Origin of the sequence: Mycobacterium sp. MYCO198283 (assembly GCF_021213805.1) — a bacterium.
In the GTDB taxonomy this organism is placed as follows: Bacteria; Actinomycetota; Actinomycetes; order Mycobacteriales; family Mycobacteriaceae; genus Mycobacterium.
Genome location: NZ_JAJQJI010000008.1, coordinates 238,643 through 264,694 on the forward strand (window position 1 = coordinate 238,643; position 26,052 = coordinate 264,694).

27 protein-coding genes, 4 tRNA genes, 1 pseudogene and 1 other annotated feature are annotated in these 26,052 nt (G+C 64.6%); of the genes and pseudogenes, 13 read left to right on the top strand and 19 right to left on the bottom strand.

Going from position 1 to position 26,052, the window contains the following annotated elements; all coding sequences use genetic code 11:
- Nucleotides 1–84 precede the first annotated feature (84 nt).
- Together LV457_RS16760 and LV457_RS16765 are read left to right on the top strand one after the other, a co-directional pair.
- Nucleotides 85–255, top strand: a complete 171-nt coding sequence (locus LV457_RS16760; protein ID WP_232172536.1) for a hypothetical protein — start codon at nucleotides 85–87, stop codon at nucleotides 253–255.
- Between the two features lie 91 nt (nucleotides 256–346).
- A complete protein-coding gene (locus LV457_RS16765) occupies nucleotides 347–1,060 on the top strand; it encodes a GAF and ANTAR domain-containing protein (protein WP_232172538.1) in 714 nt (237 codons plus the stop codon).
- A 21-nt stretch (nucleotides 1,061–1,081) separates the two neighbouring features.
- On the opposite strand, the gene LV457_RS16770 is transcribed toward LV457_RS16765, so the two are convergent.
- Nucleotides 1,082–3,613, bottom strand: a complete 2,532-nt coding sequence (locus LV457_RS16770; RefSeq protein WP_232172539.1) for an RNA helicase — start codon at nucleotides 3,611–3,613, stop codon at nucleotides 1,082–1,084.
- A 12-nt stretch (nucleotides 3,614–3,625) separates the two neighbouring features.
- Here LV457_RS16770 and LV457_RS16775 point away from each other — a divergent pair, with 12 nt between their 5' ends.
- Entirely contained in the window at nucleotides 3,626–3,778 is a 153-nt protein-coding gene (locus LV457_RS16775) for a hypothetical protein (protein ID WP_232172540.1), read from the top strand.
- Between the two features lie 113 nt (nucleotides 3,779–3,891).
- On the opposite strand, the gene LV457_RS16780 is transcribed toward LV457_RS16775, so the two are convergent.
- From LV457_RS16780 to LV457_RS16790, 3 genes are all read right to left on the bottom strand, one after another.
- Nucleotides 3,892–4,044, bottom strand: a complete 153-nt coding sequence (locus LV457_RS16780; RefSeq protein WP_232172541.1) for a hypothetical protein — start codon at nucleotides 4,042–4,044, stop codon at nucleotides 3,892–3,894.
- A gap of 49 nt (nucleotides 4,045–4,093) precedes the next feature.
- Nucleotides 4,094–4,285 carry a hypothetical protein gene (locus tag LV457_RS16785; RefSeq protein ID WP_232172542.1) on the bottom strand — a complete coding sequence of 64 codons (192 nt, stop codon included), beginning with the start codon at nucleotides 4,283–4,285 and terminating at the stop codon, nucleotides 4,094–4,096.
- A gap of 448 nt (nucleotides 4,286–4,733) precedes the next feature.
- Nucleotides 4,734–5,528: a hypothetical protein gene (locus LV457_RS16790; RefSeq protein ID WP_232172545.1), complete on the bottom strand. Its 795-nt coding sequence runs from the start codon at nucleotides 5,526–5,528 to the stop codon at nucleotides 4,734–4,736.
- Nucleotides 5,529–5,917: 389 nt separating this feature from the next.
- Between LV457_RS16790 and LV457_RS16795 the strand changes: the two genes are divergently transcribed.
- On the top strand, nucleotides 5,918–7,084 hold the full coding sequence (locus LV457_RS16795; protein WP_232172547.1) for a site-specific integrase: 1,167 nt from the start codon (nucleotides 5,918–5,920) through the stop codon (nucleotides 7,082–7,084).
- Nucleotides 7,085–7,181: 97 nt separating this feature from the next.
- Here LV457_RS16795 and LV457_RS16800 read toward each other — a convergent pair whose 3' ends face one another.
- The 6 genes from LV457_RS16800 to LV457_RS16825 all read right to left on the bottom strand — a co-directional run bounded on the left by LV457_RS16800 (nucleotide 7,182) and on the right by LV457_RS16825 (nucleotide 13,018).
- Nucleotides 7,182–8,021 carry a hypothetical protein gene (locus LV457_RS16800; protein ID WP_232172550.1) on the bottom strand — a complete coding sequence of 280 codons (840 nt, stop codon included), beginning with the start codon at nucleotides 8,019–8,021 and terminating at the stop codon, nucleotides 7,182–7,184.
- A gap of 166 nt (nucleotides 8,022–8,187) precedes the next feature.
- Complete coding sequence (locus LV457_RS16805; protein ID WP_308192214.1) at nucleotides 8,188–9,450, bottom strand: hypothetical protein; 1,263 nt, start codon at nucleotides 9,448–9,450, stop codon at nucleotides 8,188–8,190.
- Nucleotides 9,447–9,803 (bottom strand): hypothetical protein, encoded by a 357-nt coding sequence (locus LV457_RS16810; RefSeq protein WP_232172554.1) that lies wholly within the window; start codon nucleotides 9,801–9,803, stop codon nucleotides 9,447–9,449. The genes LV457_RS16805 and LV457_RS16810 overlap by 4 nt, the downstream gene beginning before the upstream one ends.
- A 582-nt stretch (nucleotides 9,804–10,385) precedes the next feature.
- Nucleotides 10,386–11,351, bottom strand: coding sequence for an HNH endonuclease (locus LV457_RS16815; protein WP_232172557.1), 966 nt, complete (start codon nucleotides 11,349–11,351; stop codon nucleotides 10,386–10,388).
- Nucleotides 11,352–11,604: 253 nt separating this feature from the next.
- Entirely contained in the window at nucleotides 11,605–12,591 is a 987-nt protein-coding gene (locus LV457_RS16820; RefSeq protein WP_232172559.1) for an LpqN/LpqT family lipoprotein, read from the bottom strand.
- A gap of 52 nt (nucleotides 12,592–12,643) precedes the next feature.
- Complete coding sequence (locus tag LV457_RS16825) at nucleotides 12,644–13,018, bottom strand: hypothetical protein (protein WP_232172560.1); 375 nt, start codon at nucleotides 13,016–13,018, stop codon at nucleotides 12,644–12,646.
- A 575-nt stretch (nucleotides 13,019–13,593) separates the two neighbouring features.
- On the opposite strand from LV457_RS16825, the gene LV457_RS16830 reads away from it, so the two are divergent.
- The 4 genes and pseudogenes from LV457_RS16830 to LV457_RS16845 all read left to right on the top strand — a co-directional run bounded on the left by LV457_RS16830 (nucleotide 13,594) and on the right by LV457_RS16845 (nucleotide 15,850).
- Complete coding sequence (locus LV457_RS16830) at nucleotides 13,594–13,752, top strand: hypothetical protein (RefSeq protein ID WP_232172563.1); 159 nt, start codon at nucleotides 13,594–13,596, stop codon at nucleotides 13,750–13,752.
- Between the two features lie 44 nt (nucleotides 13,753–13,796).
- Nucleotides 13,797–14,916, top strand: a pseudogene (locus LV457_RS16835) (IS3 family transposase).
- Nucleotides 14,072–14,189: a sequence feature (AL1L pseudoknot), on the top strand. Its footprint overlaps the pseudogene before it by 118 nt.
- A 253-nt stretch (nucleotides 14,917–15,169) precedes the next feature.
- Entirely contained in the window at nucleotides 15,170–15,655 is a 486-nt protein-coding gene (locus LV457_RS16840) for a hypothetical protein (RefSeq protein WP_232172565.1), read from the top strand.
- A 36-nt stretch (nucleotides 15,656–15,691) separates the two neighbouring features.
- A complete protein-coding gene (locus LV457_RS16845; protein WP_232172568.1) occupies nucleotides 15,692–15,850 on the top strand; it encodes a hypothetical protein in 159 nt (52 codons plus the stop codon).
- Between the two features lie 25 nt (nucleotides 15,851–15,875).
- Here the strand turns inward: LV457_RS16845 and LV457_RS16850 are convergent, their stop codons facing one another.
- The 7 genes from LV457_RS16850 to LV457_RS16880 form a co-directional block, all read right to left on the bottom strand.
- Nucleotides 15,876–16,091 (bottom strand): hypothetical protein, encoded by a 216-nt coding sequence (locus LV457_RS16850; RefSeq protein ID WP_232172571.1) that lies wholly within the window; start codon nucleotides 16,089–16,091, stop codon nucleotides 15,876–15,878.
- A 734-nt stretch (nucleotides 16,092–16,825) separates the two neighbouring features.
- Nucleotides 16,826–17,791 carry a hypothetical protein gene (locus LV457_RS16855; protein WP_232172573.1) on the bottom strand — a complete coding sequence of 322 codons (966 nt, stop codon included), beginning with the start codon at nucleotides 17,789–17,791 and terminating at the stop codon, nucleotides 16,826–16,828.
- An 8-nt stretch (nucleotides 17,792–17,799) separates the two neighbouring features.
- A complete protein-coding gene (locus LV457_RS16860) occupies nucleotides 17,800–18,273 on the bottom strand; it encodes a hypothetical protein (RefSeq protein ID WP_232172574.1) in 474 nt (157 codons plus the stop codon).
- A gap of 205 nt (nucleotides 18,274–18,478) precedes the next feature.
- Nucleotides 18,479–18,697 (bottom strand): excisionase family DNA-binding protein, encoded by a 219-nt coding sequence (locus LV457_RS16865; RefSeq protein WP_232172576.1) that lies wholly within the window; start codon nucleotides 18,695–18,697, stop codon nucleotides 18,479–18,481.
- A 354-nt stretch (nucleotides 18,698–19,051) separates the two neighbouring features.
- A tRNA-Val gene (locus tag LV457_RS16870) sits at nucleotides 19,052–19,126 on the bottom strand.
- A 14-nt stretch (nucleotides 19,127–19,140) separates the two neighbouring features.
- A tRNA-Cys gene (locus tag LV457_RS16875) sits at nucleotides 19,141–19,211 on the bottom strand.
- A gap of 27 nt (nucleotides 19,212–19,238) precedes the next feature.
- Nucleotides 19,239–19,311 (bottom strand) — tRNA-Gly (locus LV457_RS16880).
- 172 nt (nucleotides 19,312–19,483) lie between these two features.
- On the opposite strand from LV457_RS16880, the gene LV457_RS16885 reads away from it, so the two are divergent.
- The 5 genes from LV457_RS16885 (at nucleotide 19,484) to LV457_RS16905 (ending at nucleotide 24,374) form a co-directional block, all read left to right on the top strand.
- Nucleotides 19,484–19,555 (top strand) — tRNA-Val (locus LV457_RS16885).
- Between the two features lie 190 nt (nucleotides 19,556–19,745).
- Nucleotides 19,746–21,053, top strand: a complete 1,308-nt coding sequence (locus LV457_RS16890; RefSeq protein ID WP_232172577.1) for an MFS transporter — start codon at nucleotides 19,746–19,748, stop codon at nucleotides 21,051–21,053.
- Nucleotides 21,050–22,036, top strand: coding sequence for a LacI family DNA-binding transcriptional regulator (locus LV457_RS16895; protein ID WP_232172578.1), 987 nt, complete (start codon nucleotides 21,050–21,052; stop codon nucleotides 22,034–22,036). The genes LV457_RS16890 and LV457_RS16895 overlap by 4 nt, the downstream gene beginning before the upstream one ends.
- A 71-nt stretch (nucleotides 22,037–22,107) precedes the next feature.
- On the top strand, nucleotides 22,108–23,310 hold the full coding sequence (locus tag LV457_RS16900; RefSeq protein ID WP_232172580.1) for a cytochrome P450: 1,203 nt from the start codon (nucleotides 22,108–22,110) through the stop codon (nucleotides 23,308–23,310).
- Entirely contained in the window at nucleotides 23,307–24,374 is a 1,068-nt protein-coding gene (locus LV457_RS16905) for an ecdysteroid 22-kinase family protein (protein ID WP_232172582.1), read from the top strand. Before LV457_RS16900 ends, LV457_RS16905 begins: the two co-directional genes overlap by 4 nt.
- Here LV457_RS16905 and LV457_RS16910 read toward each other — a convergent pair whose 3' ends face one another.
- Nucleotides 24,375–25,157: an SDR family oxidoreductase gene (locus LV457_RS16910; RefSeq protein ID WP_232172584.1), complete on the bottom strand. Its 783-nt coding sequence runs from the start codon at nucleotides 25,155–25,157 to the stop codon at nucleotides 24,375–24,377.
- A gap of 34 nt (nucleotides 25,158–25,191) precedes the next feature.
- On the bottom strand, nucleotides 25,192–26,052 hold an 861-nt coding region (locus LV457_RS16915), incomplete at its 5' end, for an HNH endonuclease signature motif containing protein (protein ID WP_232172585.1).

Genomic DNA, 26,052 nt, shown 5'->3' on the forward strand with positions numbered 1-26,052 from the left:
TCTCCTGCATGTCGCAGACGAGCCGGCTCCGCTGTTCGCCGCCGACAATCTGGTGCGGCTGTCGTTGGCCGAGAACCGGCTGCGGTGTTCTCCACCGTGTCGGGCGCCGTGCTGCTGGTCTGGGTGTCGTCCCCGGCGATCCTGGAGACCGAGCGCGATTACCCGGTGACCGCGACCGGACGCATCATCGCGGTGTCGCTGATCGGCGGCATCAGCCTGTTGGGCACCATCGCGTTTTGGATAGGCAGCGGGTAGATCCCGGGCCGGTGGCCCAGCCGATCCGTCGTTACCTCGGGTCACCCTGACGCTCCAGCTAGGCTTCCCCTCGACGAGTGAGGGGCGACCGGTGGGCAATCAGAGGTTCGAATCCGAGATCAACGGGGCGATCGCGCGCCTGGCGCGGTCGTTGCACAGCCATCAGGTCGCCGAGCTGGAGATCGAGGACCTGTTGCTGGAGGTGACCCGCAGCGCGACGGACATGCTCCCGGGCGTCAAACATGCCGGTGTGACGCTGGTGACGAGCAAGCGCCGCAAGCCGCAATCGCTGGCCGCCACCGGGGACATCCCCAAGCAGGTGGACGCCCTGCAGGAACGTCACCAGCAGGGGCCGTGCCTGGAGTCCATCTGGGACCGCCACACCGTGCTCGTCGACGATTTCGAGAACGAAAGCCGCTGGCCGATGTTCGTCGCGGACCTGCTGTCGCAGACGCCTGTCCGCTCCTCGTTGTCCATCCAACTCTTCACCAACGAGCGGGAGCTGGGAGCGCTGAACCTGTACTCGGATACGGCGCATACCTTTACGGCGGACATCGAGGAGGTCGGTCTGGTCTTGGCGACGCACGCGGCGATCGGTCTGGCCAGTGCCCGGCGCACAGACGAGCTCTACAGCGCGCTGGCAAGCCGCGACATCATCGGTCAGGCCAAGGGCATCATCATGGAGCGCTTCGACGTGAACGCGGTGCGGGCGTTCGAGCTGCTCAGGAAGCTCTCGCAAGAGACCAACACCCCGTTGAACGAGGTCGCTCGCCGGCTCGTGCAGCGCGACCATCCATCGGAATAGCCGCGTCCGTCCCCGAACCGATCAATCCAGCCGGCCCGCATCCACCAGTCGGAGCACCGCGACGCCCGCGTCGTCGCATGCGGGGAGATCGACCTCCACCTCGAAGCCCCAGTCGTGGTCGCCGGCCGGGTCGTCGAGGATCTGCCGCACCCGCCACACATCGGGTCGGCGGTCGATGATCAGCAGCGCCGGTCCGCGGGCGTCGGCACCAGTGCCGGCGTCGGCGTGTTCGGTGAAGTAGGCCTGCCCCACCTCCTCCCAGCGCTCGGCCGGCCAGCCCGCCGCGGCGTCCAGTTCGCCGAGCTCGTGCCAGCGTCGGCGGGCGAACAGCTCCACCCGCCGGAACAGCGCATTGCGCACCATCGCCGTGAAGGCCCGCTCGTTCCCGGTGAGCGGTCGGGGGCGGACCGTTGCCGCGACCGGCGCCTCGAGCGCCGGGTCGGGGGCCGTCAACTGCTCCCACTCGTCGAGCAGGCTCGAATCGACCTGCCGCACCAGCTCTCCCAGCCATTCGACGATGTCGGTGAGCTCGTCGGTCCGCGCGGCAGCAGGCACTCCGGACCGCAGCGCCTTGAAGGCGTCGGACAAATAGCGCAGCACCGCCCCTTCGGATCGGGTGAGGCCGTAGTAGCTCACGAATTCGCGGAATGTCATTGCCCGCTCCCATATTTCGCGGACCACGGATTTCGGTGACAGCGCAGCGTCGGCGGCCCAGGGGTTGCTGCGGAGGTACACCTCGAAGGTGTGGTGCAGCAGCTCGTCGAGCGGCTTCGGATACGTGATGTCGTCGAGCAGTTCGATACGTTCGTCGTATTCCATACCGTCGGCCTTCATCCCGGCCACCGCCTCGCCGCGGGCCTTGTTCAGCTGCGCGGCCAGTATCTGGCGCGGGTCTTCGAGCGTCGCCTCGATGACGGACACGACGTCGAGCGCAAAGGAATCGGCCACCGGGTCGAGGACGTCGATCGCGGCGAGCGCGAACGTCGAGAGCGGTTGGTACAGCGCGAAATTCGACGGCAGGTCCACGGTCAACCGGTAGCGCCGCCCGTCGGGTTCCGGTGTGGCGAGTCGTTCGATGACACCGGCCTGCAGCAGCGAGCGGGCGATACCGATCGCCTCGCGGACCAGCCGCAGCTGTCGCTTACGGGGCTCGTGGTTGTCGAGGAGCAGCCGCCGCATCGCCGCGAACGGATCACCGGGGCGGGCGACGACGTCGAGGATCATGGCCGTCGAGACGCGCATGTGACTCGTCAGCGGTTCCGGCGGGGCGTCGACGAGCCGGGTCATGGTCTGCTCGCTCCATGGCACCATGCCCTCGGGTACCTTGCGGCGCACCAGCTTTCGCCGCTTCTTCGGGTCGTCGGCCACCTTGGCGAACTGTTTGAGGTTCTCGACTTCGTGGTCCGGCGCCTGCACCACGACGGTGCCGGCGGTGTCGTAACCGGCACGGCCCGCGCGACCGGCGATCTGGTGAAACTCTCGCGCGGTGAGCAGCCGGCTGCGGGTCCCGTCGTACTTCGACAGTGCCGAGAACACGACGGTGCGGATCGGGACGTTGATACCGACCCCGAGGGTGTCGGTGCCGCAGATGACCTTGAGCAGGCCGGCCTGCGCGAGTTGTTCGACGAGCCGGCGATACTTCGGCAGCATGCCGGCGTGGTGCACGCCGATGCCATGGCGCACCAGCCGCGACAACGTCGACCCGAACGCCGTCGAAAAGCGGAACGCGCCGATGAGATCGGCGATCGCGGCCTTTTCGGCCTTGGTGCTGACGTTGACGCTCGTCAGCGCCTGGGCGCGTTCCAGCGCCGCCGCCTGGGTGAAGTGGACGACGTAGATCGGCGCCTGCCGGGTGTCGAGGAGGTCGCCGATGGTTTCGTGCATCGGTGTGGTGGCGTAGCTGTAGTAGAGCGGCACCGGCCGTTCGGCGTGGGCGACGAGGGCCGTCGGGCGGCCGGTGCGGCGGGTGAGGTCGTCGCGCAGGAACGTGACGTCGCCCAGGGTGGCCGACATCAGCAGGAATTGGGCGCGTGGCAATTCCAGCAGCGGCACCTGCCAGGCCCAGCCGCGTTCGGGGTCGCCGTAGAAGTGGAACTCATCCATGACGCACAAGCCGATGTCGGCGTATTCGCCTTCGCGCAACGCGATGTTGGCGAGCACCTCGGCGGTGCAGGCGATGATCGGCGCCTGTGCGTTCACCGATGCGTCGCCGGTGAGCATGCCGACGTTCGCGGGGCCGAACACCCCGCAGAGCGCGAAAAACTTCTCGCTGACGAGCGCCTTGATCGGTGCGGTGTAGTAGCTGCGTTTTCCGGCGGCCAGCGCCGCATACTGCGCTCCCGTTGCGACCAGCGACTTACCCGAGCCGGTCGGCGTCGCGAGGATGACGTTCGCGCCGCTGAACAGCTCGATCAGCGCCTCTTCCTGCGCGGGGTAGAGCGGTGTGCCGGCCTCTTCCGCCCAGGCGGCGAACGAGGTGAACAGCTCGTCGGGGTCGCTCTGGGCGCGCAGCGCTGTCAGGTCGTGGGCGTCGTCGACTAGGGGAGTGGGCATCGTGGGTCCAGGGTGCCTGATGGGGCGCTGATGGAGGACCTCTTGTTACACCCGCTGCTCGACGCCGTCGAAGCCGGCGAACCGGTCACCGTATCGACGTGGCACGCCGGCGGCCGGCGGTGGACAGGCACCGGACGGTCGGCGCCGGTGTTCAACCTGCCGTGAAACGTGCCCGGCGGGCAGGCTGCTGACCGCCGTGACGTGCCCGATGCTGAGGTGTCATCCGACGATCGGGTGCGGCCCGCTGGTGACCCGTCGGTGGGCTAAGTAGGGGCGCATCAGTCGAGCAAGTGGCCAAATCCGCTGTGCCGAATCGAGTACTCCATCATCGGCGTCGGGCGGTTCGACCTCAACCATCCGCCGATGGCCCGTTCTTGTGCGTCAGGCGCGGCGTTCTCGAGTCCCTCGCGGCGCAGCAGCACCGCCACCATGGTCGGCTGATACTCGTCGGCAGCTACCAGATGCAGGTCATCAGGGAACCTATCCACGGTCGCCCGCCCCCTGCAGTTCCTGGTTGGTGATCGCGTCGAGTATCAGCGGCCGGACGTCATCGCTGAACCAGGCGTCGGCGCCAGCGCGGATGTCTTTCAGCAGGCCGGCCGGCAGCGGCGTGCAAGTCTCGAGCACTGCGATCACGAGCGCCGCGTCAGACTCGCCGAAGTTCAGCTCCATGTCGATCCGACCGCGCCTGTCCGTTCAGGTTCCTGCTGTAGCCGGCTTGGCCTAGGAAGAGCGGCGTAGACGTTACCACCGTCGTGGTGACGGTGACGGTGACGGCAGCAACGCGAGAACGCGCAAGTTCACACTATGCGCCAACCGTGAGGTTTTCCCAATATGCACTCTTGCTGAACACTCCCGAAGACGAGCTGTTGATGAAGCTTTCCGCGATGCTCGCCTGCTTGCATTGCAGAGCGACCCGAGCGCGGAAACGGCCTCGAATTCGTTGCTCGACCGGGATCCACCGGCTGACGCATGAAGGTCATGCTCGCCGTTCAGTTGACAAATTACTGCGGTTATCCGGCGCGGAGCGAGCTCAGCGAGGGCGTTCGTGAGCACAGGCGTCTGCTCCACTCTCGGCCACGTCAGCACAGGCGTGCGGTGAAGGTACGGACTGACGTCTTTAAGGCGGCGGATTGCCGATAGCTGTCATATCGGACGCAGGTGGCTTGCCCAGCAGGCCGAATTTAAGGTCCACGGCACCGGTTGCCTTATCAACGAGAACGGCGGGAGCGTCCATAAGCGGGCCGCCAGGCGTAATAACCGCCACCTCGTAGAGGTTGTTGTTTTGCCAGCCGTATTCGGCGATGGTCGCGTCGGGACCGAAGTACTTGCGCACGCGAGCGTCGAGTGCGGCAAGTTCGCGAGCGATGGCGAATGTTATGCGGACGGTTGAGCTTTCAACCATGATGTCGATCGCGAACTCATACTCAGCATCGAACAGGCACTCGAGCGCATCACGGCGACTTCCGTCGTCCAGCCCCGGCCACGAAGGCCCGACCATGCTGTACGCGAAGCTCTTCAGCTCTCGCAGGCTGTCGTACGGTGCGTCAGCTGTATCGCTACGTTCGGCTTCGACCGCCGCCGGAGGCGGGACGTCTACCGGCGGCGTTGACGGCGACACAGTCCTTTCGCCTTTCGGCTCGTCGCACCACCAGCAGACGTGCGGGCAGCAACCGCGGGCTGCTCGTGGCGCTCTGCTCAGGGGACGTTGCACGGCCGCACGGCCCGCGGCGACAAGATGCTCGCTCAACGGTGCAGTGGTGCTTAGCATCACGCTGATGGCCCTGCTGTAGACGCCGTAGATTATCTCGTCGACAACTTCATCCCGGTGACTGTCGTCGAGTCCAGGCCACGCCGGGCCGACCATGCTTCGCGCCAGCTCACAACGCGGCGAGTCGGGTGCGATCTCTTCCATGGTCTCAGTCTGAACGGCTGGGCTGACATGCCCATATGTCGGGTCTGCCGCCGATGTGCTGCACCGCGCATCGATGTCGGCGCCGGGTGCACCCCGCTTCTAGGTTCAGCGGCGTGCGCGCGAAGATCAGCGATAAGCCAAGGTTCGCAGCCCGAGCCCCCAGGCCTACCGAGCCTCACCTGCGTAAAGCTTGGTGCGCGATACTGGGATTGAATCCCATTTCATATTTGCTACGATTGAGATCTTGATCAGCACAAACCGTGGAAATCGGTTATCAGCAGTGGATTTCACGTGCGGAAGGGTGCGGAAGGCAGTGTGCTGTACTTAGCCCACAGATAGCCCGTGGGCACTCCTCAGCCCACATTCCACCCACCACGAAAGGCCACGCCATGGCACGTACATCAGGCACGTTCGGAACCGTCGAGCAACTCCCCGGCGGGCACTACCGTGCTCGCTTCACTGGTCCCGACGGACGTCGGTACAAAGCACCCACGACGTTCCTGACCAAGGGGGACGCTCGGGCCTGGCTCTCTCTCCAGCAGGCGGACATCATCCGCAAGGCCTGGACGCCGCCGGAGACCACGCCCACGGTCGACCGAAAGCTGACGTTCCGGGACTACGCCACGGTGTGGCTGGACAACCGGCGGGTGAAGGGCGAGGCGCTCAAGGTGCGCACCCGCGATCATTACGCCTGGCTGCTCGCCGAGCACATCTATCCGACGTTCGGGGCCATGCCGGTCGGTTCGATCACCGCCGACGACGTGCGGGCCTGGCACACCAGGATGGGCGAGAGCACCCCGACGGCGCGGTCGCACGCCTACGGCCTCCTCAACGCGGTCATGAATACCGCCGTGGCCGACGGCAAGGCGGCGTTGAGCCCGTGCGTCATCCGGGGCGCTGGCACCTCGCGGCGTGTTCACAGGATCCGCCCCGCCTCGCTGCCCGAGCTGGAGGCGCTCACCAACGCCATGCCCGCGCCGTATCAGGCCATGATACTGCTCGCCTCTTGGTGCGCTCTGCGGTTCGGTGAGCTGACCGAGCTACGGCGCAAGGACTTCGAGCTGTCGACGTTCACCGAGCGCGACGACCAGGGCCAGGAGGTGGCCGTTTACGAGGGCCTGATTCACGTCGAGCGGGCCGTGGTGCGGGCCGGTGAGGGGTACGAGGTCACTTCACCCAAGAGTGACGCCGGGACCCGTGACGTGGCCATCCCGCCCCACCTGGTGCCGGTGCTCCAGGCTCACCTAGGGACGCACGTAGGGATAAGGGGAGACGCGCTCCTGTTCCCCGCCAAGCACGGCGGGCACCTCGCACCGGCCACCCTCTACCGCCGGTTCTACACCGCCCGCACGGCGGCGGGTCGTCCAGATCTGCGGTTCCACGACCTCCGGCACAGCGGTGCCGTGCTGGCCGCGCAGACCGGGGCCACGCTTGCGGAATTGATGGCCCGCCTCGGACATTCGACCCCTCAGGCCGCTATGCGATACCAGCACGCGGCACAGGGAAGGGACCGACAAATCGCGGCGGCGCTGTCAAAGATCGCTCTAGCGCGATAATCATGCGCGGATTTCTGCTGGTTTTCGCCGCGAATCAGGGCGTTCCCAGTGGAACGGTCAAGCCGGGCGTTCCAGCGGTGATGCACTCCGTTGGAAGTCAGTGGCCGAGGATGGTCTCCATCCGCGCCTCCAGGCTTTTCGACAAAGATGCGAGTCCTTCACCATTGTTGAGGTAAGCGATGTACCGCAGATGTCGGAGGTCGAAGGGTATGTCGTCGTGACTTTGTGTAATCAAGATGACCTCGCGCCCGAGCGTGTGCGCGATACCCACCTCATAGAACACGTTCGGATTTCGCCCGGTGCAGTCGCAAACGACCATCCTCGAACTATCAATCAAGGAGACGACATCCTGGATAATCGATGGATCCTCCCAGATGTCGTCAGCCCTCCTGCATCGAAGTCCCACTGTTTCAGCCGCTTGCTGAATGCACTCGTACACCGGGGTAAAGCCAGGAGCAAAGGGCATCATCGCTGATGCCTGAGCAGGGTCAATGTTCTCATGCTCTGCGATCTGGAAGACCGTCGGACGCTGCCGCCGCGGTCGAACTGTACGCAGTAGAAACCGGTACAAATCGACGTCTTTCACAGCCCAGTGATTGCGCGAGAACTCGAAGTCATTGCGCATATCGACGGCAATTCGGTTTGCGTAAATGGCGCTGTTTCGCAGCGGAGGAACGTCTGGGTCGATGACGTACTCAAACGAGATGTCTCTGCCGATGGCGCGTGCTCTACGGATCTGGCCTACGCGTGCTATCTCGTCATCAGTGCCTTCTTGCATAAAGAGGCACGGCAACGCAGTAAGCAGGTCAAGCCGGAGGCTTCTCGAGGGGCGAAACTGCTCGGCAATGACTTGGTCGGTGTACTCCAGTATCCGTTCGATCGGCATCGTTTCGACACCAGTATCCCAATCGCCCGACCGCATTATGAGGTTGAACACCGTACCCGTGCCCCCTTACTTATTTCGATTCCCCGGGGTGCGCCGCACCAGGATAGAAGCCGTGCACCGGTTCCAGGTCGACCTTGGGATCGTGTTGCTACGGGCTCTGCCGTTCGGGTCGCGAATGACGCGTGACGTACCAATGACAAGGTCGGCGACCACGCTCCTACGCTGACGCCTTCAAGCCCTTGTAGATGATTGGCACCAGTTCGGCGAGCAGCTTCTGCGACAGGTCGGCGTTGTTGATGATCTGGGTCGAGAGGTCTTCTGAGGACGCCATGGCCCCGATGACCGCCGTCATGAACTCGCTGTGCAAATCTGGGCTGGCCGAGAATTGGGCAAGAGAGTTGTGTTGCGCTTGCTGCTGCAGGGTCTCGCTCTCTTCGAGGCGTTCCTTCACGTGGGTGACGACGTTCCTCACACTCGAATTCGGGTGGTCGCCGGAGAACAAGTCGTTTATCTTCTCGATGACCTCGGCAAGGGCCACCAGCTCGGGGTCTTTGACGCTACCGGTCCCGGCTTCCTTGGCCGGTTCGAGCGGCACACCACCGGCGAGCTTGCCCGAGGTTGAGCCTTGCTCATGTTGGGCGGTGTAGTCAAAATCCACCGTGGACAGGTCGATCTCATGCTGGAGTTGCTCGGCGGTGATGACGGGAGCCAGGTGGCGCAGGTAGATGGACAGCTTCTCCAGAGACAGGTCTTCGTAATTGAAGATCTGGGACAGGAAGTCGTACTGCCGGAGGAACGTGCCGACGTCCTTGCGGAACATGATGAGTTCGTCCCGCGCCGGTTTGTCGTTGGTCTCGATAGCGGTGCGTTCACGGTCGCGGAAGCGGTCTCGGGCCGGAGTCACCCACTTCGTCAGCGCATTGTTGCCCTTCTTGGCCAGGTAGTCGGCGACCAGGCCGTCGATTTCGGATTCCTGGTAGATCGCGGCGGCATCGAGCTTGGACATGGTCTCGTGCACGATGTTGCGATCGGTGACGTCTGCGAGCGTGGTGGCCTCGTAGTACGGCTCGAACGCCTCGACGATCTCCTCGGCACCGTTGGCAAAATCCAAAACGAAAGTCTGATCCTTGCCCGGAGCCACCCGATTCAGCCGGGACAGCGTCTGCACCGCCGCCACCCCCGATAGGCGCTTGTCGACGTACATCGCCACCAGCAGCGGCTGGTGGAAGCCGGTCTGAAACTTGTTCGCCACCAACATCACCTGGTACTCGTCGGTGGCGAAGGCGTCCCGCAGGTCGCGGCCCTTCAAGCCCGGATTCATCAGGGCCGAGGTTTCGGTGGCCTTCTCTACCCCTGAGTCGGGGTCGGTGACCTCGCCGGAGAACGCCACCAAGGCCGCGACGTCGGTGTAGCCCTGCTCGCCGACGTACTTGTCGAAGGCCAGCTTGTAGCGCACCGCCGCCTTGCGCGACGAGGTCACGACCATGGCCTTGGCCCTGTCGGTGAGAGATCGACACCCAGTCCACCTCCGCGGGCAGCCGGTTTCTTGACGCCTGCCGGCACTTCAACACGGGCACCATCACGCACGATGAACTCGTCACCACCACCGCGCTTCTCGGCTTCAACAATGTCATTGATGCCTTCCACAAGGTGGGCGACGGAGACGTCGAGACACTTTTCTCGACGAGCGCAAGCAGACGCGCTGCGCGCCATCCGGTTCACCGACGAGCTGCTCGCGCTGGCCTCCGATGCCGATGTAAAGCAGCCGTTGGAGGCCGAAACCGAGTCCCGCTGGCGGCTCGTCGAGAGCACGTGGCACGAGAAGAGGTCCACCGGCTCGATGCTGCGGGTGGTCTACGACCGACCCTCCAAGATGATCGTGCGCGGCATGCTCGGTCACCGCCGGTCGATTACCTGGGTGCGTCCGGGTCTGAGCGGATACCAGTCGAGTGCCTGCTTCTATTGCGGTGCGCCGGTGACGCCCCTTCTGGACCTTGAACACTCCGCCGACGTCGACCACTACTTCCCCCACATGCTGATAGCGCGCGGCGTGTTCCTTGATCTCGACGATGTCTGGAATCTCGTGTTGGCGTGCGCAGTTTGCAATCGAGGACCGGCCGGGCAAGTTCCATCGCCTTCCCCACGGCGACTTCCTCGAGCGGCTCTGGCAGCGCAACGAGCGGCTGATCTCCAGTCACCATCCACTGCGCGAAGCGGTCATCGCGGCCACGGGGAGAACTCCGGAGGCGCGGCTCGACTTCGTGCGCTCGGTCCAGACCCGCGGGACCGAGCATGCCCGAGCGGACTGGAGACCCCCACGTTGACCGGTGGCAAGCTCGTCCGCGACCTCATCCCCAGCATCATCCGCGAGTCGGGCAGGCCAGCCAAGTCAGTGCGGCGAGCCGAACCTCGTGATCAGTCCGTGTCCACGGAGCTCCACTTCGCACGTGCGGCCGCCGCGTGAATGCGGAGATACTCGGCCTTCGGTCTGACATCAGGCTTGGGCAGCATGGGGCCACCGTGAAAGCGCCAAACCTCCGGGTACTTCTCGAGGCCTGGCCGCACGCCGACGCGCCATTCGTCGTCGGGGTCGATCAGGATTTCGTACCGGTCGAAGAGGGCATGGAGGTCACGACGGAGGAGCAGCCCACCGGCGAGGTCGTGCTTCGGTTCATCGGCGTACCGATATAGATGAGCGGCGTCGAGCATTGCGCCCGGTAATGCACCAGAGATTGCGCAGCAGTGCCCGAAGCGGAGCAGCATCTCCTCCCTGAATCGCTGCTGCCCGACGCGGGCCTTCCCGATCACGCCATAGAAACCACCTGGCAGGCTCTTCGACTTCTCCGATGCCGAGCTCCACCACAGGTCACCCAGCGGCTGCGCCTGTTCAAGGATTCCCCGAATAGTCTCGAAGTCGAGCTCGCGAATCGAGTTCTGCCGGGCTCGACTTAAGAGGGCTGATTCAAGCGCGCTCTTCGGCATCCCGAGATCGAGTTCCTGCCATGTCCGCTCGTAACTTGCGCGGAAGAAGCTGATGTTCTCGAGCATCTCGATGTCGGGATGGTCAAATTCGGTCAAGCAGATAGTGCACCGGTACCGCGGCTCTTGAGTCTTCCGCATGTGGAACTTTGTCCTGCTGCAGTTCGGGCAGCGGAAGCGCTCCTTCTTGTCGGGCCACTCTACGATGGTGTCGATCCACGACACTCCAAGCACAAAGTCGCTGTCCCACAATACGATCAGGTCGCCGGATTGAAGGCTCCTGCCGTTCGCCACCGTCTCGTCCCAGGTGTAGCGCTGGCCGAGGACATCTTCGTAGCCAGCGTTGCCCATGTAACTGCGTTCGGCTTCATCAACGGCAAGAAGCGTCCATGCTCTGCTCATGAGGGCATTCTGCGCGTGCTGGCTGTCCGGGATTGCGAATCCCAGCGGCGGCAGGCCGTCAGCGGAACCTGATTAGGTGTGTGCCGTGTGAGACCTGGAGCGCGCGGATTCCTGCGCGAGGACAAGCGCCTGCAGTACTCCGACTTCGATGCAGCGATGGAATTATTCAACCCCGGCGTGAAGCAGGCACTCCCGACGTCGTCCAAACTGCTGCACATGCAACCATTCCGCCGCGCCGTGCGCCAAAAGCGCATCAAAGGGCTATCTCTGTCTCAGTGTTGATCGTCCGGAACGCTTCAGTGGCTACCGACGCCTGCGTCGAGTCATTCGCCGCCAGCAGCCTCAAAAACAGGACGTACAAGCCACCCCTTCCAGGTATTACGACCGTCTTTTGAGCGATTAGCTTTCGGGCGCCGTCGTCGCTGACATAAGATCCCGAGAGCCCGGTTGCCCTGTAACCTTTCAGATTTTCGTTTGGATTCTCCGAGCTCGCCTGAAATTCGCGAAGATTCTTCAGGGAGTTTGGTGCATATTGCAAGATTAGGTCGGCGCTGTAGTTGCCGGTCAGCCTCACGTAGACCGCGGTGATGGTAGGCGGGTCGGAAGCGAATCGCGGGTCGGCTGAAACGATCTGACCAAAAGTATCCGGTGGGCGATTGTCGCTTGCCTTCCAGCCGGGGATTGGGGGGAGCTTCACGAGCGGCGCGCCAGGAAGGGTGTCGTTGCCGGTAATCGGAAGCATGGTGATACCAGCTTGCTCGCGGTAGTCGTTGATGGTGGTGGCGTGACCCGTTGCACCGGTTGACGTGACTGCGGTCGTCGACGCCGGTGGTGTATTCGTCGCTGCTGCAGTTCTGGAAGGCGATGCCGTAGTTGTGGCTGCAGCGCGGGTGTCTGTTGATTCGAGCAGTGCATCGATGCATCCCTCGATGACATCGCTCTCGACATACTCCGGACTCGGCCCCGACACCAGAGGTAGCCCGTCAGTCGAGGTTTCACAGACGGTGCGTTCAGAGTCGTCCTGATTACCTCCTAATTGCGCATCGGTAGCCCGTAGCGCCTCTCTTAGGGTGCGAGCCGAGACACTGATCTCCTCGTAGCCATACCGATAGGATTCTTTGTCCCTTTCCTGCACTCCTGAGCAGGCGACAGCAGGTACCAGCAGACCGGTTACTGCAACGAGGACGATCAGCCGAATGCTCTGAACGGCGATTCTCAACTGAGCTTCGAAAGCGGCCATGGCCTGAGATGAATGCGCCTGGTGCTTCATCGTGTTACTGCCCGTTCTGCTTTCACGGAGCCGGAGATCCCCTTCCGGAAGTCAACTTCACCACGGTAGCGCATTCGGCATTCGGCATTCGGCGTTCGGCAATGACGGGGCCATCCTCGTCGGTGTACGTGACGAACGACGCCACTGTTCCGTCTATGAACCTGTTGACGATGGAAGCGCTCACCTCGACCTGTTGGTGGATGCCGACCGAGACAGCCTCGATGATGTACTCGCCGACTCTGAACTCGCCGTCGATCCACTGGTCGGGAGGTAGATCGGCGGCCTCGGCTTCGAACTTGTCGCAGAGTTCCTCGTAGGTCTGGAGGGGCTGCTCGGCCGTCCGGTAGAGCGTTACGGTCGAGTTCGCCCTCTTCGCCCTCTTCCTGCTCGATGTCATCAACCCTGCCCACAGGGCAAATGTCCCGCACGGCACCAACATCAACTTGTGAGTGAGCCTGCCTCCGCCTAGCCCTGGATCGATGAACCGGGCACTGCTTCTCCCAGCGGCACAGGAGGCGCGATCCTTGGGGTTTCTTGGTCGGCTCTACACCACTTCTACAGGTTCGTTGGCGCTCCGGACCCCACCCTCGATGGTGACGGGTGATGAGCAACCAGCCCTAGCAGATCCGCATCGTCGCAGATCCGGCGCCGGAATCGCTTATGCCTTTGCGAGAATCCCGATCAGAGCGGCGGGATTCGGAGCGAGTGGGGGACGATGTGGCGCAGCCGTACCGGCTTTGGAGTGGTGGGCGGTACTGGTGTGATTACGAATTGCGCATCGAGTCGGGATTTCTTCCGGCGATATGCAGCCTCTTCCCGCCCGACTGGCTCGGTGGCGCTTAACAGCTGGTACTTGACGTTCAGCTCATGCCGGAGCCTCGATGGACCACGCGGACCATGGGGTACATCGGTAAGGGTCGACAACCAAACGCTCGGCTACTCGACAGCGACCGTGCGTTGGCGTCGGCCGAAGTGACACGCAGGATCGTCGCCTCCGGGTATGCGCCCTCGACCGCTGCTCAGGTCTACGCCTACGAGTACGACGGCTGGCATGGCATCGACTTCAGGCCCAACGTGCGCATCGGTCTGGGCGATCCCCACGACCGCGACACCGATCAACGACCCTTCTGAAGTACCCCAGGTTTTGTTCCGATCCGTATAGGAGGATCAGGAGCATGCCCCGTCAGTATTCGATGGAGTTTCGTGATCGTGCGCTGCGGTTGCTGAACACCACGATGGAAGCCTCGGAAGTGTCTGAGTTCGAGGCGATCAAGTCTGTAGCCAGCAAACTCGGGATCTCTGAGGAGTCGGTGCGCCGGTGGCGGCGCAAAGCGCAGGTTGATGCCGGTGAGCGTCCCGGTGTCACCAGCTCCGAGCACGCCGAAATCCGCAAGCTCAAGCGTGAGGTCGCCGAGTTGCGCAGGGCCAACGAGATTCTGAAGTCTGCGTCTGCGTTTTTTGCAGCGGAGCTCGACCGCCCCGCGACGAAATGATCGCGTTCATCGACGCACATCGCGATCAGTTCGGGGTCGAGCTCATCTGCGGTGTCCTGCGGGCAGCAATCACCGGTTTCCTCACCTCCCGTGGCTACCGGGCCGCGAAGGCCCGCCCGCCATCAGACCGCGCGATCAGCGATGAACTGCTCATCGCCGACCTCAGGATCGTCCACGAGGAGAACTTCTCGGTCTATGGCGTCAAGAAGATGCATCACGCCATGAAACGGCGGGGCTGGTCGACCGGCAGTTCAGCGCGCCGGCGCCGAACCGGCTCTGGGTTGCCGACATCACCTTTGTGCGGACCTGGCAGGGGTTCTGCTACACCGCGTTCGTCACCGACGCGTGCACCAAGGCCATCGTCGGGTGGGCCGTCTCGGCGACGATGCGCACCGAGGACCTGCCGCTACAAGCGTTCAATCACGCTGTGTGGCAGGCGAACTCAGATTTATGTGAGTTGGTTCATCACTCCGACCTCGGGTCCCAATACCTATCGCTGGCCTATACCGACCGGCTCGCCGAGCTCGGGATCGCGCCCTCGGTGGGGTCACGCGGCGATAGCTATGACAACGCCCTCGCCGAGGCGGTCAACGCTGCCTACAAGACCGAGCTGATCAACCGCGGCAAACCCTGGCGCAGCGTCGATGACGTCGAGCTGGCCACCGCCGCCTGGGTCGCCTGGTTCAACGCAGAACGCCTGCACCAATCCCTCGGCTACCACACCCCAGCCGAACACGAGGCCGCCCTCACCGGCACCTCACACCCCGTGAGCCAGCCAACCCCGGCCCTCACAACCAACTAGGAACAAAACCTGGGGTACTTCATTCCTGCGCCCCCTACACAATGTTGCCGCGCTCCTCCTTCGTCCAGGTCACTCGGGAGGACGAGCACTTCGATGCCCTCGCGAAGTACGGCCCCAGCACGGGCACGGGCTTCTATTCGTAACCCTTCACGAGAGCCACCCAGACCGGAGGGGCAAGCCGTATGTCGACGCGCGGATCGACGACGAGCGGGTAGGGCAACTGACACCACAGACCAATCAGCGTTTCCTGCCGATGATCAGACACCTGCGCGACAGGGGCCTGCTCACCACACGCTGGGAAGACATCACCGACTCCGCCGTCGCGGCCGAAGTCCGCGTCAATGCCATCAAAGCCAACGAAGCTACCGCCAACGTGCTGGGCGGTCCACCCGTGACCATCCCACCCCTGATATCCGCTTTGCTTGACCCGTCGCGTTACGACCTGACACCGATGCGCGAGTGGCTCAGACCACTACCGCCCTCTACCAGCGAGCCACCGATACCGCAAGAGCCACCGGACGGCTTGGTCCTCCGGTTCCAGAAGGGCGGCGGACGTTACTGCTACGTGGCGGTGCGACGAGGCGAGCGATGGCAGACAACTGCGAACTGGGGCTCGATCAACGAATCGATGCGCTGGCAGGATATGGCGATTCGAGTCCGCAAGTTCGAGATCGCGACCGGGTCGTCGCCGGTACAAGTAGACGACACGAGGGTCCGTGAACACCGCGCCGTCGTATGATTCACCGTCAACGGCCTGTACCTGGCGGCGATCAACGTGAGTGAAGACGTCGGCCACGACGGGGATTGGTACACCACCATCTCCGTCGAGGCCGAGCGCAACCTACTTTTCGGCGACTACGCCGACTGGTCCGATATCGTGGAACACGGTTATTATCCACAGGTAGGTACGTCCTGGGTGCAGCTCACGAAATGACCGGTCCGACCTCAGCGCGTCGGCATCACCAGCAGTCGCAGCGGAGGGCGTCCTCCTCATCCTCGACTTCCACACTCTCGATGATGCCGACCTGCATTGCCTCGATGATGTAGTCGTTGACGTCCCAGCCGCATCGCCAGGTTTCTTCGGGCAGTGTCGCTGCCTCCGCGTTCAACACCTCGACCAACTCGTCGAATGTGTACACATCGTCGCTCATCAAGTAAAGGGCGTCGGGATTCAATAGGGTCTCCTTCGGGTGGCGTCGGGTGGCGTCAAATACCGGTCCATTGCCGCATGAATTACCATTGACCCAGACACCTTCAGCTAATTCCGAGATTACTACACTAAGCACAGCAGCGGTTTGGGGGATCGAACAGGCGGATCGCGGCTACTGTGAGCCTCCGCCGCAGTTCATAGCTGGAGGGTTGCGTACCAACGCCGAGCGGAACCCTCGTGTAGTTGACTAAGTTGCTTAACTTTTTAGCTAATTTGGAGCTTTGCGGCGAACCGTAACTATCTCTCGGTGATGATTTACTGACGTCGCTTTCCGCGATACCGGTTTGGGTCGCTTGACTCTCGCACCATGCCTCTCGGCTACACCGAATCCTGTATCGAGGGCGGCCAGTCCCTGCAATGGCGACCTGAGTCCGGTCACGGCATCTCCTGGGCCTGAGATTATCTGTGGTTGGCGAGCCGTTCGGCCAGAGACTGCACGTTGCGAACCCGGTCATCTGATTGGCCTAAAGGACGGTCCTTGGCAGAGCGGTTCGTGTCGCCGAGCGTCCGAGAGGCCCTCAGACGTCGAGCCTCCGAGGCCTCGCTGGACCCACCATCCGCAGTCTGACCACTCGGCCCGCCGTGAGGCAAACAGGCCCTCGTCCGGTTCTTCCAGGAGTCGCTCGGCAGGTCTAACTCGGTCTCTGCCTCGAATCCACCTTCGCCGAGAAGCCAAGAACGTATGCCAGTGCAGTCCCATCACCCAGGGCTTGTCCCTTCAGCACCCATTCGCTGTAGTCGCTCGCGAATCCCCTCATGCCTCTGGCGATCCTGTTGTAATTGGTGGCCATCGGTGGATCGCCGCGCCCCGGCGGAGCCGGGGGCGGTGGGTCGAGTCTTTTTCCCGGTCGAGTCTTTTTCCCTGGAGTCTTTCTCGAAAGAGTCTTTCTCCTGCACGGTCTCCGTACTACGGTCCACGATCTCCGTACTACGGTCCACGGTCTCCGTACTGCGGTGCACGATCTCAGTACTTCCCACGTCAGAGAGGAATTTCGAGTCCACGGTGTCGGTACTTCGCAGATCAGCGAGACTCCGGGGGAGGGTGCCATAGCGATTCCGTTGAGCCTTGAACTTGGGGCGGTCGACCTCGATCAGTTGCCTGCGCTTAAGTTCCTCAATCGCCCCGCTAACGGTGCCCTTCGACGTGCGGCATTTGCGGGCGATGTCCTCCAACCGCAGTGTCTTCTCCACGTCTTTGACCTCCAAGATGGTCACGTAGACCATCAGCACAGCCGGTGGAAGTCCCCCGAGGAGAACCCAATTCGGGACCTTAGTAAAAGGCTCCAGACCTTCGTCGTCGAGAACGGAGGCGAAGTGGTACAGACAAGGGCGGTTCTGTCCACGGGAATCGCGTTTAATCTCGCGGTGCACATTCTCCAGCGCCCTAATGGCGTCTTCGACGGTCCGCCGCTTCCTGCCGACGCAGGCGGTTACGGTATTCACCGACGGGCGTGCACCTTCACGCATATTCCCGAAACGGCGAAGGTGCAGATAAGTCGACGCCTGGGTCGGCGTCAACATGCCCAGCAGACGATTGGGGAAAGGGGTATAGCCGCCCGCGTAGTAGTCGCCGAAGTTGCGGAACCTTCCGTGCGAGATGGCTGTATCTTCTATGGCGATTAACGGTGCCCGACGGCACGCCAGCCGCTCTTCCAGACCACTCACAGTGTCCGTCACCTCGGTCGCTTTGACGGCATAAGAGACAGTCCTGTTTGGTCGTCGAGATCGCGAAGATGACGCTCCAGCGCCGTCTCGACCATGCCGTGGGTCACAGGACCACCAAGCATCATTCCCGCGACTTCGCAGATCACCGGCCAAAGCGTCTCGAGCTCTTCCTCCCACGATATTTCCCATTCTCGCCCTTCGATCGAATAGCCGGTGGCCTCGGCGAGGTCGGGCCAGCGCGACTCGTATCGGGCTGCGTCGCCATCGACCTCCACGTCCGCCAAATACCATTGCCACGCGGCTTCAAGGGCTTCGTCGAAATCGTCGATCTCAGGGTCATGCTCAACCATCCATCTCGCCTGTGCCCAGGGTCCGGCGAATGTGACGAAGGGTCGATGCTGGTAGGGAGTTCTGTGGCGGGTGATCCCATTGTGCGGAACCGTTGGATCGGTCAAGTAGGGGTCGACGAAGAACAGGTCCACCAAGTCCCCACCGCGTAGCACTGCTGCTACCGCGTGACCGGCCTCATGGTGAGCGGTCTCTCTCTGCAATCTCCTAATCGCCAGGGTCCTTACCGCCTCGGCGCGCTCGCGGTTGAGGCCGACGCCCAGCCGGTAGTCGAGGTCCGGTTGATTAGAACTGTCAGCCGGTCGCGGTCTTCCTGCTGCCGGCGTGGAATACAGTCGGTCATCGCCCCGCACCTCCACCTGTTGGAGTCATGGCCGCGTCGATATCGTTGAGGTCAATACGGATGAACCGAGGATTGAGCCGGTAGCCGGTCAGCCGACCATCGGCGATCATCTGGCGGATGGTCCGAGTGGTCACGCCGAGGTAATCGGCGGCCTCATATTGGGTGGCGTAGCGACGGCGCTGAGAAGGTGCGGGGTCGTTTCGATGTACGGGCATGTGGCCTCCAGGCGGCACAAGGAACTGTGTGCGGCGACCGCTGTCTGATGGTGACGCGGTGCTCTTCCTGGTTGGCCATCCTCGGACCCTGAGGGCCTAGGCTCCGGGCACCGTCCCCGCCCATCCTCGGCACTGCTGACCTAGGGCGACGACGTTGCACGCATGGGCGTGCTGCGGAGAATTATGCCATTCTGCGGGGCGCTGCGCCAATGCTCTAGCAAACTAGAACAGTTGGTAGATAGGCCTATCTGACACTACACAGGCGGCGAATGCCCTGGTGAAGTGTTTGCCCATTCTTTGCCCACAGGGTGCGAAAGCGGGTGTCAGTTGTAGCGTCTGAACTGCGGTAATGCGTGGTGCGCGATACTGGGATTGAACCAGTGACCTCTTCCGTGTCAGGGAAGCGCTCTCCCGCTGAGCTAATCGCGCCGGGTCGTTCTCGGAGGTGGAGACGGGAATCGAACCCGTGTGCACGGCTTTGCAGGCCGTTGCCTCACCACTCGGCCACTCCACCGCTGGGGTTGATGCCACCACACCTTCGAGCGGATGACGGGATTCGAACCCGCGACCCTCACCTTGGCAAGGTGATGCGCTACCAACTGCGCTACATCCGCGTGCCACGGGCGAGATCGTCGCCCGTCGCGATGCACGACGATAGTCCACCCGAGCGCGGCGGCACAAATCACCGATCGGCGTCGGCGACGGGCTCTCGTCGCCGTCACAAGCAGTGCGTCGGCCTGCGAATTCAGGCCCAACCGGGCAACCGTGTTAATGTCTGACGTCCCCGGTCTCGTAGCTCAGGGGGAGAGCGTCCGCCTCACACGCGGAAGGTCACTGGTTCGATCCCAGTCGGGACCACTCTGAGAAAACGTGCCGGTCAGCCCGGCTGCGTAAACCCGCACGAGTGCGTCGGCTCACCGCCGGCAGACTCCACCGAAACCGGCGCGATGGTGAACCGCCTTCCAGCCGGCCGGCGACGTCCGGATCGACTTACGCGCATAACCGTCACGAGTAGGCTGCCCTCGCAAGACAGGAGAGGCGGATTTCCATGACGGTCGACGAAACCCGCCAGCAGACGTCCACGGTGCGCAAGGCGATCACCGGCGCCTCCATCGGCAACGCGGTCGAGTGGTTCGACTTCGCGATCTACGGCTTCCTCGCCACCTACATCGCCGCCAACTTCTTCCCGAAGGGCGACGACACCGCCGCGCTGCTCAACACCTTCGCCATCTTTGCGGCGGCGTTCTTCATGCGGCCGCTCGGCGGATTCGTCTTCGGTCCGCTGGGGGACCGGCTGGGCCGACAGCGCGTGCTGGCGCTGGTGATCCTGCTGATGTCCGGCGCCACCATCGCGATCGGCCTGCTGCCCACCTATGACGCGATCGGTGTCGTCGCGCCGCTCCTACTGCTGATACTCCGCTGCCTGCAAGGCTTTTCGGCGGGCGGCGAATACGGCGGCGGCGCGGTCTATCTCGCCGAGTATGCGCAGCACCGACGCCGCGGCTACACCGTCACCTTCATCGCCTGGTCCGGGGTGCTCGGCTTCCTGCTCGGCTCCATCACGGTCACGCTGTTGCAAGCGGGCCTTCCCGCGGACGCCATGGAGTCCTGGGGTTGGCGCATCCCGTTCCTGATCGCCGGCCCGCTCGGGCTGGTCGGCCTCTACATCCGGCTGCGGCTCGACGACACCCCGGAGTTCACCGAGCTCGACCGCGCCGACCGCGTCGCGTCCTCCCCGCTGCGCGAAGCCGTCACGACGGCCTGGCCGCAGGTCCTGCGGGTCATTGGCCTCTTCATCGTCTTCAACGTCGGCTACTACGTCGTCTTCACCTATCTGCCGACCTACCTCATCAAGACGCTGCGCTTCTCCAAGACGGCGTCTTTCCTCTCGATCACGCTTGCCAGCCTGACGGCGCTCATCCTGATCCTGCCGCTGGCTGCCCTGTCGGACCGGATCGGCCGGCGCCCGCTGCTGCTCGCCGGTGCGGTCGGCTTCATCGTGCTCGGCTATCCGCTCTTCGCGCTGATGAACACCGGCTCGGTGGCTGCCGCGATCGCGGCGCATTGCGTGTTGGCCGCGATCGAGTCGACGTTCGTGTCGGTGGCGGTGACGACGGGTGTGGAGATGTTCGCCACCCGCGTCCGCTACAGCGGCTTCTCGATCGGCTACAACGTGTCGGTCGCCGCGTTCGGTGGCACCACGCCGTACGTCGTCACCTGGCTGACCGCCGAAACCGGGAACGCGATGGCGGCTGCCTGGTATCTGATTGCCGCCGCCGTCATTTCGGTCGCGACCGTGCTGACCGTCGCCGAGTCGGCCGGCCGGCCGCTGTCTGCCGGCACCGGGGCGCCATGACGGCCGGGAAAGCGCGCCCCACCAAGGCCGATGTGGCGCGGCTGGCCAAGGTGTCGACGGCCACGGTCAGCTACGTGCTGAACAACGTTGCCGGGCAGACGATCTCGCCGCAGACCAAGGCCGCGGTACGGGAGGCGGCCCGTCAGTTGGGCTACCGGCCGAACCTCGCAGCCCGCAACCTCGCGGTCGGCGCGAGCGGCGTCATGCTCTACATCGTGCCGCGGATGTCGCTGGGGGAGTTGCCGATCGAGGTGGGCAGCCGACTGACGGTTGCGTTGGCCCGGCACGGCATCGTGTTGTCGCTGCAATTCGAGACCGAGGACGGCCGCAACGTCGTCGACGCCATCGCCGCCCTGGATCCCGTCGCGGTGACGAGTGTCTTCCCGCTGGAAGGCGATGCGCTTGCCGCGGTCACGGCCGCCGGCATTCCGCAGATCCACCTGGGCAGCCACCAGCTGCGGGCGATCGGCGCGCTACACGAGAGCATCGGCGAGCTGCGCATCGACCACCTCGTCGAGCGTGGACACCGCCGGATCGGGTTCGCCTACGCCGACACTCCGAAGCTGCGCCCGCTGGGCGACTACTGGCTGGCGGGCCTGCGGGACGCGGCACGCCGACGCGGACTGCCGGACCTCGCGGTCGGCACCGTCGCCACCGACGGCAGCGACGCGGCTGACGTGGTGAGGGGATGGGTGCGTGACGGGGTGACCGCGGTCTGCGCCCAGAGTGACGAGACCGCGTTCGTCGTCCTGCACGGGTTGCGCCAGGCGGGGCTGCGCTGCCCGGGTGACCTCGCCGTGATCGGCGTCGACGCCATACCGCTCGGTGCCGTGAGCGGACCGCCCTTGACCTCGGTGGCTTTCGACGCCAAGGCGATCGTCGACGTCGCGGTCGCGGCGATGATGGCCGAGCTCGGCTACCCCGCCGACGACCAGCCCGGCGGCGCCGGCGTCGCGCAGCTGGTCGTGCGCGCAACCACCTGACCGCCGCCGCAACTTACGCGCGTAACTCGCCGTGTGTAGGCTCACTCTCGCGCGACGAGAGGCGGATTACCATGACCGTGACGACGACGAGCGACGTCTACTTCGATCCCTATGACGTCGACCTGAACCGCGACCCGTATCCGGCGTTCAAGCGGCTCCGCGAAGAAGCGCCGCTCTACTACAACGCCCAACACGACTTCTATGCGGTGAGCCGCTACGACGACGTCTGCAAGACGCTGGTCGACTGGGAGACCTTCAGCTCCGCCAAGGGCGCGATCGTGGAGCTCATCAAGGCGAACATCGACATTCCGCCGGGCACCGTGATCTTCGAGGATCCCCCGATCCACGATGTGCACCGCAAGCTGCTGGCGCGCATGTTCACGCCGCGCAAGGTCAACGCGCTGGAGCCGAAGATCCGCGAGTTCTGCGCGCAGAGCCTCGACCCGCTGGTCGGCGAGAAGCGCTTCGACTTCATCACCGACTTCGGCGTGCAGATGCCGATGAAGGTCATCAGCTCGCTGCTCGGCATCCCCGAGAACGACCAGGAGATGATCCGCGACTACGGCAACGCGCAGCTGCGCACCGAGGCGGGCAAGCCGATGGACGCCGCCTCGAACGGCATGGTGACCGGCGAGATCTTCGAGGCCTACATCGACTGGCGTCGGGACAACCCGTCCGACGACATCATGACCGAACTCCTCAACGTCGAGTTCACCGACGAGACCGGCGCGGTCCGGAAGCTGCGCCGCGAGGAGCTGCTCGTGTACCTCAACGTGGTCGCCGGCGCCGGCAACGAAACCACCACCCGCCTGATCGGCTGGGCCGCCAAGGTGCTGGCCGAGCATCCCGATCAGCGCCGCGAGCTGGTCGAAAATCCCGCGCTGATCCCGCAGGCGATCGAGGAGCTGCTGCGCTACGAGCCGCCGGCGCCGCACGTCGCCCGCTACGTCACCCGCGACGTCACGCTCTACGGCCAGACCGTTCCGGAGGGCAGCGTCATGATGATGCTCATCGGCGCCGCCACTCGTGATCACCGCCAGTTTCCGCCGGACGGCGACGTGTTCGACATTCACCGCGAACCTCGCCAGCACCTGGCGTTCAGCGTCGGCACCCACTACTGCCTCGGTTCGGCGCTCGCGCGCCTCGAAGGCCGCATCGCCCTCGAGGAGATGCTCAAGCGCTTCCCCGAGTGGGACGTCGACCTCGACAACGCGGTCCTGTCGCCCACCTCGACCGTCCGCGGCTGGGACTCGATGCCGGCGATCTTGGCATGACCGCGGCCGCGCTCGAGGTGCCGCAGGACTGGGACGCCATCACCCCGGAGTGGATGACGAGCGCGCTGGCCGGCCGCCATCCCGACGCTCGCGTCGAGGCGGTGGCGGTGCTGCTGCGCGACGACGGCACGAACCGGCGCGCCCGGCTGGGACTGACCTACAGCGCGGGCGACGGCCCCGCGACCGTGTTCGTCAAGGGCGTGGATCCCGGCCACCGCGAGCTGATCAAGCTGACCAGCGGCCTGTTCCACGAGCCGCGACTGTTCAACGCGAACGTCGAACTGCCGCTGGAACATCCGCTGGTGTATGCGGCGCCGATCGACGAGGCGGCCGAGGACTTCGTCCTCGTCATGGAGGACCTGGCGGCCCGCAACGCCGACCCGCGCGACGCCACGCGGCCGCTGACCGTCGAGCAGGCGGCCAGCGGCGTGCGTGGGCTCGGCCGCATGCACGGCCGGTTCTGGGGTGAGCGGCTCACCACCAACCCGGCACTCGACTGGGTCGAGCCCTTCGTGCCGTGGGAGGGCATGGGTGCCGCGCCGCTGGGCGAGGCGCAGCGGCGGCTCGGCGACGACGCTCCCCAGGCGGTGCTGGCGCTGACGATCGAGGGCCTGATCGACGACATCTGGAAGCCGTACATCCGCAGCCTGACGACGACGGCGCCGACGCTGCTGCACGGCGACCCGCACATCGGCAACATCTACCTGCTCCCCAGCGGCGAGGTCGGCTTCCTCGACTGGCAGGTGGTGCGTCGCGGTAACTGGTCGCTGGACCTCGGATACTTCCTGCAGGGCGCGCTGACCATCGAGGACCGGCGGGCTGCCGAACGCGAGCTGCTCTCCGAGTACCGCGACGCGCTCGGACTGCCCGCCGACGAATTGCCGTCCGAGGACGACCTCTGGCTGCGCTATCGGGCGTCGGTGGCGCACGGCCTGACGCTGTGGCTGTGCACGGCCAGCGCCGGCGAGCTGTGGCAGCGCCCCGACATCGCCATTGCGCTGGCTCAGCGCTACTCGGCGGCGTATGCGGACCTGGAGTCGGCCGAGGCGATCGCCGCGCTGTAGCTACAGCTGCAGGCCCGCGGTGGTGCTCAGCCCGCCGTCGACCGGCAGCACCGCGCCCGTCACGAAGTTCGACGCCCGCGAGGCGAGGTAGATCGCCGCGGCGGCCATGTCCTCGGTGCGGCCAATGCGCTTCACCGGGGTGTTCGCCGCCAGCTGGTCGCCCACCGCGTCCAGCGTCGCGGCCATCATCTTCGACGGGAACGGCCCGGGCGCAATGGCATTCACCAGCACGTCCGGCGCCAGCGCATACGCGAGGTGCCGCGTCAGCTGATGCACGCCGGCCTTGGACGCCGAATAGGAGTAGGTGCCCAGCCGCGGCACCGTCAGCCCGTCGATCGAGCCGATGTTGATGACGCGGGCCGGATCGTCGTCGCCCACCGCCGCCTTGAGGAGTGGGTGCGCGAGCTGCGTCAACACGAACGGCGACTTCACATTCAGTGTCAGCACCTTGTCGAACGCCGCGGGCGGGAAGCTCTCGAACGAGGCGCCCCACGTCGCACCCGCGTTGTTGACCAGGATGTGCAGCGCGGACTCGCGAGTGCCCACCTCGTCGATCAGCGCCCGGCAGCCGTCCTCCGTGCTGACGTCGGCCGGAATCGCATACACCTCGCCGAACTCCGAGAGCCGCTCGGCAGCGGCGGTGCAGGCGTCGGGCTTGCGCGACGAGACGTACACCTTCGCGCCGGCGCGTAGATAGCCTTCGGCGATCATCAGGCCGATGCCGCTGGTGCCGCCGGTGATGAGCGCCGTCTTGCCGGCCACCGAGAACAGTTCGGGGTACATGCCCGCAATCTAGGCCATCGGCCGCACACGCCGGTCAAGCGGCGTGGCGGAGGATTTCCACGCCGATGCGGGTTTCGATCCAACTGGTCGACACGGTCCAGCCGGGGAGGGGTGGTGCGGTGGATCGGTATCGGGCGCCGGTCGGTGTTCGCACGATGGTGAGGTGCCGGCCGTCGTCGTCGGTGTCGGGGTGGGTGCGCCAGCCGGGTGCTTCTTTGGTGTAGTTGCAGTGTTCGCACAGGCCTTGGCCGTTGGCGGCGCTGGTCGTGCCGCCGCGGTGGTGCGCGGTGATGTGGTCGTGGTGGCGGATGGGGGCGTCGCAGTAGGGGGTGCGGCAGCGCTGGTCGCGTAGGTCGATGAAGTCGGCGAGGCCCTTGGGGAAGGTGCGGGTGCGGGCGTCGAGCTTCACGAGTTGTCCGGTGGCCGGTGCGGCGTAGAGACGGCGCAGGGTGGCTGCGGAGCGCGGGTCGCGGACGGCAGCGTCGACGAGCCGGCAGGCGATGGCGGCGGGGACGGGGCCGTAGTCCGTGACGTGGGCGGGTTGGTCGCTGCCGCCGAGCAGGGTGTCGTCGGACACCACCAGGTTGACCGCGACGGGGACGGGGGCGTCGGCGGGTCGGCCGGTGAGGCGTTCGACGAGGGTGTCGGCCATGATCTGGCCGCGGGAGCGGTGGTCGTAGGTGATGTCGGCGGCCCGTTTCAGTGCCGCGTACACCGCCACGCCCTGTGTCACGGGGAGTAAGGCGGTCAGGTAGGTCATGGTGTCGGGCGCGGGCCGGAGGGTGACGCAGCGATCGGCCGGGGCGTTGGCGGCGCGGTCGACCACGGCGTGCGGGTCGAGCCGGTAGGCGATCTTCTTGGCCTCGGCCGCCACCCGCCGATCACCCCAGCCGGT

What these genes read in the sequence shown, in the direction of transcription:
- LV457_RS16780 (WP_232172541.1), bottom strand. Translation starts at nt 4,044, where the DNA reads ATGGTGGCGGTGCTGCTGCGCCGCGAGGGACTCGAGAACGCCGCGCCT.
- LV457_RS16825 (WP_232172560.1), bottom strand. Translation starts at nt 13,018, where the DNA reads ATGACATCGAGCAGGAAGAGGGCGAAGAGGGCGAACTCGACCGTAACG.
- LV457_RS16865 (WP_232172576.1), bottom strand. Translation starts at nt 18,697, where the DNA reads ATGCCCGTACATCGAAACGACCCCGCACCTTCTCAGCGCCGTCGCTAC.
- LV457_RS16795 (WP_232172547.1), top strand. Translation starts at nt 5,918, where the DNA reads ATGGCACGTACATCAGGCACGTTCGGAACCGTCGAGCAACTCCCCGGC.
- LV457_RS16840 (WP_232172565.1), top strand. Translation starts at nt 15,170, where the DNA reads ATGATCAGACACCTGCGCGACAGGGGCCTGCTCACCACACGCTGGGAA.
- LV457_RS16900 (WP_232172580.1), top strand. Translation starts at nt 22,108, where the DNA reads ATGACCGTGACGACGACGAGCGACGTCTACTTCGATCCCTATGACGTC.
- LV457_RS16785 (WP_232172542.1), bottom strand. Translation starts at nt 4,285, where the DNA reads ATGGAGCTGAACTTCGGCGAGTCTGACGCGGCGCTCGTGATCGCAGTG.
- LV457_RS16770 (WP_232172539.1), bottom strand. Translation starts at nt 3,613, where the DNA reads ATGCCCACTCCCCTAGTCGACGACGCCCACGACCTGACAGCGCTGCGC.
- LV457_RS16905 (WP_232172582.1), top strand. Translation starts at nt 23,307, where the DNA reads ATGACCGCGGCCGCGCTCGAGGTGCCGCAGGACTGGGACGCCATCACC.
- LV457_RS16895 (WP_232172578.1), top strand. Translation starts at nt 21,050, where the DNA reads ATGACGGCCGGGAAAGCGCGCCCCACCAAGGCCGATGTGGCGCGGCTG.
- LV457_RS16815 (WP_232172557.1), bottom strand. Translation starts at nt 11,351, where the DNA reads ATGAGCAGAGCATGGACGCTTCTTGCCGTTGATGAAGCCGAACGCAGT.
- LV457_RS16820 (WP_232172559.1), bottom strand. Translation starts at nt 12,591, where the DNA reads ATGGCCGCTTTCGAAGCTCAGTTGAGAATCGCCGTTCAGAGCATTCGG.
- LV457_RS16790 (WP_232172545.1), bottom strand. Translation starts at nt 5,528, where the DNA reads ATGGAAGAGATCGCACCCGACTCGCCGCGTTGTGAGCTGGCGCGAAGC.
- LV457_RS16910 (WP_232172584.1), bottom strand. Translation starts at nt 25,157, where the DNA reads ATGTACCCCGAACTGTTCTCGGTGGCCGGCAAGACGGCGCTCATCACC.
- LV457_RS16890 (WP_232172577.1), top strand. Translation starts at nt 19,746, where the DNA reads ATGACGGTCGACGAAACCCGCCAGCAGACGTCCACGGTGCGCAAGGCG.